This window comes from Glycocaulis sp. (assembly GCF_052168375.1).
Lineage (GTDB): Bacteria > Pseudomonadota > Alphaproteobacteria > Caulobacterales > Maricaulaceae > Glycocaulis.
In genome coordinates, this window is sequence record NZ_JBQLZR010000193.1 from 1 (window position 1) to 5,834 (window position 5,834).

Sequence of the window (5,834 nt, forward strand, 5' to 3'; positions counted from 1 at the left end):
TGTCATCTTCTCGTTTACACGCTACCGCGCCATCGCTCCGGCTTGCGAGAACCGGTGGAGCAATGTGCGCAATGCCGGGCCGGGCAGCCGCTGGGGCGGGTTTGGCTGCGCCACCGAACAGAACCTTGCCGCGATGATTGCTGATCCGCGTGATCTGGCGCGCGCAAATGCCGTTGATGATCCGGACGCCGCGCGCCGTCAGGTTGTGCTTGATCGCTGGCGCGATGGCCAGTCCACGTCAAGCGAACGCAGCGCGGATGAAAGCGGCGCTGTCAGCCGCGTCGTTGAATAGTCACCAGTTGGACGAAGAAGCCCGATGACACAGCCCAGACCATACGAAGATGACGGGTTTGACGCCGGCGACGATTTTGTCGGTGATGACTTTTCCCTGCCGTCAGATCCGTTTCTGGATGCGGCTGCTGTCGAGGCCCGACTGCGCGGCGACATGGATGCGGCACAGGGCTTTGACGAGCCCCTGGCGCCTGCTCCGCACGCCCAGCAAACACCGCGTTCGTCAGGTTTCGGTGCCCGGCTGGCGGCTGCAAACCGGACCGAGCCGGATTTCGAGAGCGCGGCTGATCCGGTGGAGCCGCGGCCCCGCGCAACCGAAACGCAGTGGCGCGCCTCTGAACTCTCCGCCGTGCCGCCCGGCCTTTATGGCGAGGTGGATGGCAATGACAGCGATGTCATCCAGCCTGTGCCGCGTATCTCCATCGAGGCGTTCTGCGAGCGTCCGGAAACCGGCGCGCTGATCCATCATGCGGGTTCAGACCGCCGGCTTTCGCGCGCCCATGTGAAGGTTGAGCTTGGCGGCCTTGCCGGTGCGATCGAGCGCTTCCACGACGAGTCCACCCCGAACCTTCTCATCGTCGAGACAGGCATGCGCGGACCGCAACTCTTTGCCCAGCTCGAAGAGCTGGCTTCGGTCTGCGACGGTGACACCAAGCTCGTGATCATTGGCGCTGCAAACGATATCGCGCTCTATCGCGAGCTGATCCGGCGCGGGGTGAGCGAGTATCTCGTTCCGCCGATGACGCCGCTGCACCTCATCAAGACCATTTCCGGTCTCTTTGTGGATCCTGATGCGCCGTTCGCCGGCCGCTCCATCGCCTTTGTCGGGGCCAAGGGCGGGGTCGGATCATCCACGATTGCGCACAACATCGCCTGGTGCATGGGCGAGATGCAGCAGATGGATACCGTGCTGGTCGATCTCGATCTGAGTTTTGGCACGGCCGGTCTCGACTTCAATCAGGACCCTGCGCAGACGATCAGCCAGGCGCTCGCTGATCCGGACCGGCTGGACGATGCCCTGCTCGACCGGCTTCTTGTGAAGTGCGGGGAACGCCTCAGCCTGTTTTCGGCGCCCGCTACGCTGGAAAGTGACTGGGATTTCGGGGCAGAGGCCTTCGAGACCGTTCTGGAGAAGGTGCGCCGCCAGGCTCCCTTCATCGCGCTCGACCTGCCTCATGCCTGGGCGCCCTGGGTCCGCCGGACGCTGCTCTCCGCCGATCAGGTTGTGGTTACGGTCACGCCTGATCTTGCCTGCCTGCGTAATGCCAAGAATCTCTTCGATCTGGTGCGCCAGAACCGCCCCAATGACGCCCCGCCCAAGGTCATCGTGAACATGGCCGGGTGTCCGAAAAAGCCCGACATACCGCTCAAGGATTTTGCCGGCGCGCTTGGCACCGCCCCGGCGCTGGTCCTGCCGTTCGAGCCGGCCCTGTTCGGAGCTGCCGCCAATAATGGCCAGATGATCGGCGAGGTGGATGCCCGCTCGAAGGCGGCTGAAGGCTTTGCGCATGTCGCCAGCCTCCTGACCGGGCGTAGCAGCGGCACTGCCCGCCCGTCCCGTCAGGGGCTGAAATCCCTCTTCGGACGCAAGGGCTAGGAGGGCCGGCGGCTCATGTTCGGCAAGCGCACCTCGGCACCGCAAGCGACACCGCCCGCCGCACCGGCAGGCATCGCGCCTGCTCCGGCGCCAGCAGCGGCCCCGCGTCCTGCGCCGCAGGCGGCGGCCCGTCCGCGCCCTGCGCCCCAGCCTGCCCAGCCGCGAGCGGCTGCAAAGCCTGCTGCGCCTGCCAAGCCGAAGCCGACGCCCGGCATTCACGTCGGGCAGGAGCGCTCGGCCGAGTACTACGCAATCAAGACGACGATCTTCAATGCGCTGATCGACACGATTGATCTGGGCCAGCTTGCCCGGCTCGACAACGCGACGGCAGCAGAAGAAATCCGCGACATCGTCACCGAGATCATCTCGATCAAGAACGTAGCTATGTCGATTGCAGAGCAGGAACAGCTCCTGCAGGACATCTGCAATGACGTGCTGGGCTACGGTCCGCTGGAGCCCTTGCTGGCCCGGGACGATATCGCCGACATCATGGTCAATGGTGCCGGCGACGTCTTTATCGAGGTCAATGGCCGCGTCCAGAAGACCAGTATTCGCTTCCGCGATAACGCGCAGCTGATGAATATCTGCCAGCGCATTGTCTCCCAGGTTGGACGGCGTGTGGATGAAAGTTCGCCGATCTGCGATGCGCGCCTGGCCGACGGTTCGCGCGTGAACGTCATCGCACCGCCGCTGGCGCTGGATGGTCCGACGCTGACCATCCGGAAGTTCAAGAAAGACAAGCTGACCATGCAGCACCTGGTCGATTTCGGATCGATCACGCCGGAAGGGGCCAAGGTTCTGCAGATCATCGGCGCGTCGCGCTGCAATGTGCTGATTTCCGGCGGTACCGGCTCGGGCAAGACAACGCTCCTGAACTGCCTCACCGGCTTTATCGGCGAGGAGGAGCGCGTCATCACCTGTGAGGACGCGGCCGAGCTTCAGCTCCAGCAGCCCCATGTGGTGCGCCTTGAAACCCGCCCGCCCAACCTGGAAGGCCAGGGCCAGATCACGATGCGTGACCTTGTTCGCAACTGCCTGCGTATGCGCCCCGAACGCATCATCGTTGGCGAGGTGCGCGGTCCGGAAGCCTTCGACCTGTTGCAGGCGATGAATACCGGCCATGACGGCTCGATGGGCACACTGCACGCCAACAGTCCGCGTGAGGGCCTGTCGCGGATCGAATCCATGATCACGATGGGCGGCTATAACCTGCCCACGCGCACGATCCGCGAGATGATTTCCGGCTCCATTGATGTGGTGGTGCAGGCCGCCCGCCTGCGCGACGGTTCGCGCAAGATCACCCATATCACCGAGGTTCTGGGCATGGAGGGTGATGTCATCATCACCCAGGACCTGTTTGTCTACGAGATTACCGGCGAGGACGAGCACGGCAATATCGCCGGGCGCCATGTCTCCACCGGCATTGCCCGTCCGAAATTCTGGGATCGTGCCCGCTATTTCGGTCTGGAGCGTGAACTGGCAGCCGCCCTCGACGCGTCGGAGGCCTAGCCGGGATGGACGATCTTTCCTTCATCTTCGCCGCGATTGCCGCGTTCGTTGCCGTGGCCGGTGTCGGCATTGCCTTCACGAGTGGCGGCAACAAGCGTCAGGCCCAGCGCGTCCAGATTGCCGTCGGCGCGCCCCTGCAGGCAGGCAAGCGCCAGACGAGCGCGCTGGACCAGACTGCCCAGAAGAAGCGTCAGGTCCAGGAAACGCTCAAGGAGATGGAAGAGCGCCAGAAGGCCGCGCGCAAGCGTGCGCTGACCTTGCGCGCGCGGCTGGAGCAGGCCGGTGTCAGCTGGACGCCCCAGCAATTCTGGATCGGCTCGGTGATTGTCGGTGTGCTGGCCGCGCTGGGTGCCTTTGTCGGTGGCCTCAACCTCTTCCTCGTACTGTCAGCGGGCTTTGTTGCAGGCCTTGGCCTGCCACGCTGGGTGGTCGGCTTTCTGGTGTCGCGCCGCCAGAAGAAGTTCACCAGCAATTTTGCTGATGCCATCGACATTGTGGTGCGCGGCGTGAAGTCAGGTCTGCCGTTGAACGAGTGCCTGAAAATCATCGCGCGCGAGAGCCCGGAGCCCGTCGCAAGCGAGTTTGCCAAGCTGAACGAGAGCATTTCGGTCGGTGTTGATCTCGACGAAGGCATGCGGCGCATGACGCAGCGCATGCCAGTGCCGGAGCTCAATTTCTTTGCCATCGTGCTCGTCATTCAGGCCAAGACGGGCGGCAATCTTGCCGAGGCGCTGGGCAATCTCTCTGCCGTGCTGCGCGCGCGCAAGCTGATGGGCGAGAAGATCCAGGCCCTGTCATCCGAGGCGAAGGCCTCTGCCATGATTATCGGTGCCTTGCCGCCTCTGGTCCTTGGCATCGTGATGGCGGTGGCGCCGGGATATATGAGCGTCATGTTCACCCATACTCTGGGCCAGTTCATGCTGCTCGGCGGGCTTGTCGTCATGGCGATGGGCATTTTCGTCATGCGCGGCATGATCAACTTCAAGCACTAGGCGGAGGATGGAATGATTGCCGACTTCGCCGACTGGATCACGACGCCGGCCAATCTGTTCGGGCTGATCGCGTTCATTCTCGTCTTTGCGACCGCGCTGACCGTTTCCGGTCCTGTGTTCGGGCGGGACAAGCTGGACAAGCGCATCCGCTCGGTTGCAAACCGGCGCGAGGAATTGCGCCGCAAGGCGCGCGAGGCGCTGGAGCGCGAGTCGCGCGGCAGTGCGCTGCGGGGCAAGGATACGCGTTCGCTCTATCGAAAGGTGGTCGAAAGCCTGAACCTTCAGACCCTGCTGGAAGACCCCAACCTGAAGCGCAAGCTGATCCAGGCGGGCCTGCGCGGGCAGGGGCCGGTTTTCGGCTTCTACTTCGCCCGGCTGATCGCGCCCATCGTGCTGTTTGCGATCAGTGCCAGCTATCTGTTCCTGCTCAACGATTTCGGACTGTCGACCGTGCAACGCCTCGCCGTGGTGATGGGGCTGACGCTGCTGGGCTATTATGCGCCGGGCATCTACCTCTCCAATGCCGCCCAGAAGCGGCGCGATTCCATCATGCTCGCCTTTCCCGATGCGCTCGATCTCCTGCTGATCTGCGTCGAGGCGGGCATGTCGATCGAGGCCGCTTTCCAGAAGGTCGCCGCGGAAGTGGGCAGCAGCTCCATCGAGCTGGCCGAGGAATTGTCCCTGACGACTGCCGAGCTCGCCTATCTGCAGGACCGGCGCCTGGCCTATGAAAACCTTGCCTACCGGACCAATCATCCGGGCGTGAAGGGCGTTGCGACGGCGCTGGTGCAGGCGGAGCGTTACGGCACGCCGCTCGGTCAGGCGCTGCGTGTGATGGCCAAGGAAAACCGGGACATGCGCATGGCGGCAGCGGAGAAAAAGGCCGCCGCCCTGCCGGCCAAGCTGACCGTTCCCATGATCATTTTCTTCCTGCCGGTGCTCTTCATGGTGATCCTCGGGCCGGCCATCATTTCCTTCCAGGGGATGTAGGCGCGCTTGACGCCGGGACCCTGCCGGGTCTACCCCTGTTGCCGGTGGTGCTCCCGCGAGGGAGTTAAAAGGGAACACCGGTCAGGGGATTTATCTCCAAGTCCGGGACTGTACCCGCAACTGTAGGCGGCGAGCCTTGATGCCATAAGCCACTGGGAACGCCCTTCTGACAAAGGGCGCTACCGGGAAGGCGGCATCGCCAGGGCGACGACCCGCAAGTCAGGAAACCTGCCACCGCAGTCGCTTGTGCGGGACCGGGAACAGTCCTTCGGCACACGGATGCAATCCGTCATAGCGGCAAACAGCCGGGCCGTGAGGCCTGCGCTTTGCGTTCTGCGTATCACCGCAGCCGCGCGCGCAGCCTTTTCGCCCGAAACGTTTGTATGCAGGCCGGTTGTCCGGCCTGCCGGTTGAGGCGGGGCGGCAAGCCATGCGCACGTGTATCTGCCTTCTGG

Annotated in this window: 5 protein-coding genes and 1 riboswitch; all 5 genes read left to right on the top strand. The window is 63.8% G+C overall.

What is annotated here, in order from left to right:
* The coding region (locus tag ACTS2Z_RS07605; protein WP_442572614.1) for a CpaD family pilus assembly lipoprotein at positions 1 to 292 on the top strand (292 nt) is incomplete at its 5' end.
* A 24-nt stretch (positions 293 to 316) separates the two neighbouring features.
* A complete protein-coding gene (locus ACTS2Z_RS07610) occupies positions 317 to 1,888 on the top strand; it encodes an AAA family ATPase (RefSeq protein WP_442572615.1) in 1,572 nt (523 codons plus the stop codon).
* 15 nt (positions 1,889 to 1,903) lie between these two features.
* On the top strand, positions 1,904 to 3,397 hold the full coding sequence (locus ACTS2Z_RS07615; RefSeq protein WP_442572616.1) for a CpaF family protein: 1,494 nt from the start codon (positions 1,904 to 1,906) through the stop codon (positions 3,395 to 3,397).
* Positions 3,398 to 3,402: 5 nt separating this feature from the next.
* The gene (locus tag ACTS2Z_RS07620) at positions 3,403 to 4,389 is read left to right on the top strand and encodes a type II secretion system F family protein (protein WP_442572617.1); all 987 of its coding nucleotides are present in this window, start codon (positions 3,403 to 3,405) and stop codon (positions 4,387 to 4,389) included.
* Between the two features lie 12 nt (positions 4,390 to 4,401).
* Positions 4,402 to 5,379, top strand: a complete 978-nt coding sequence (locus tag ACTS2Z_RS07625) for a type II secretion system F family protein (protein WP_442572618.1) — start codon at positions 4,402 to 4,404, stop codon at positions 5,377 to 5,379.
* A gap of 28 nt (positions 5,380 to 5,407) precedes the next feature.
* A riboswitch (cobalamin riboswitch) is annotated at positions 5,408 to 5,629 on the top strand.
* The last annotated feature ends 205 nt before the right edge of the window (positions 5,630 to 5,834 follow it).

Coding starts and splice junctions, on each gene's coding strand:
- ACTS2Z_RS07610 (WP_442572615.1), top strand. CDS start 317: ATGACACAGCCCAGACCATACGAAGATGACGGGTTTGACGCCGGCGAC.
- ACTS2Z_RS07615 (WP_442572616.1), top strand. CDS start 1,904: ATGTTCGGCAAGCGCACCTCGGCACCGCAAGCGACACCGCCCGCCGCA.
- ACTS2Z_RS07620 (WP_442572617.1), top strand. CDS start 3,403: ATGGACGATCTTTCCTTCATCTTCGCCGCGATTGCCGCGTTCGTTGCC.
- ACTS2Z_RS07625 (WP_442572618.1), top strand. CDS start 4,402: ATGATTGCCGACTTCGCCGACTGGATCACGACGCCGGCCAATCTGTTC.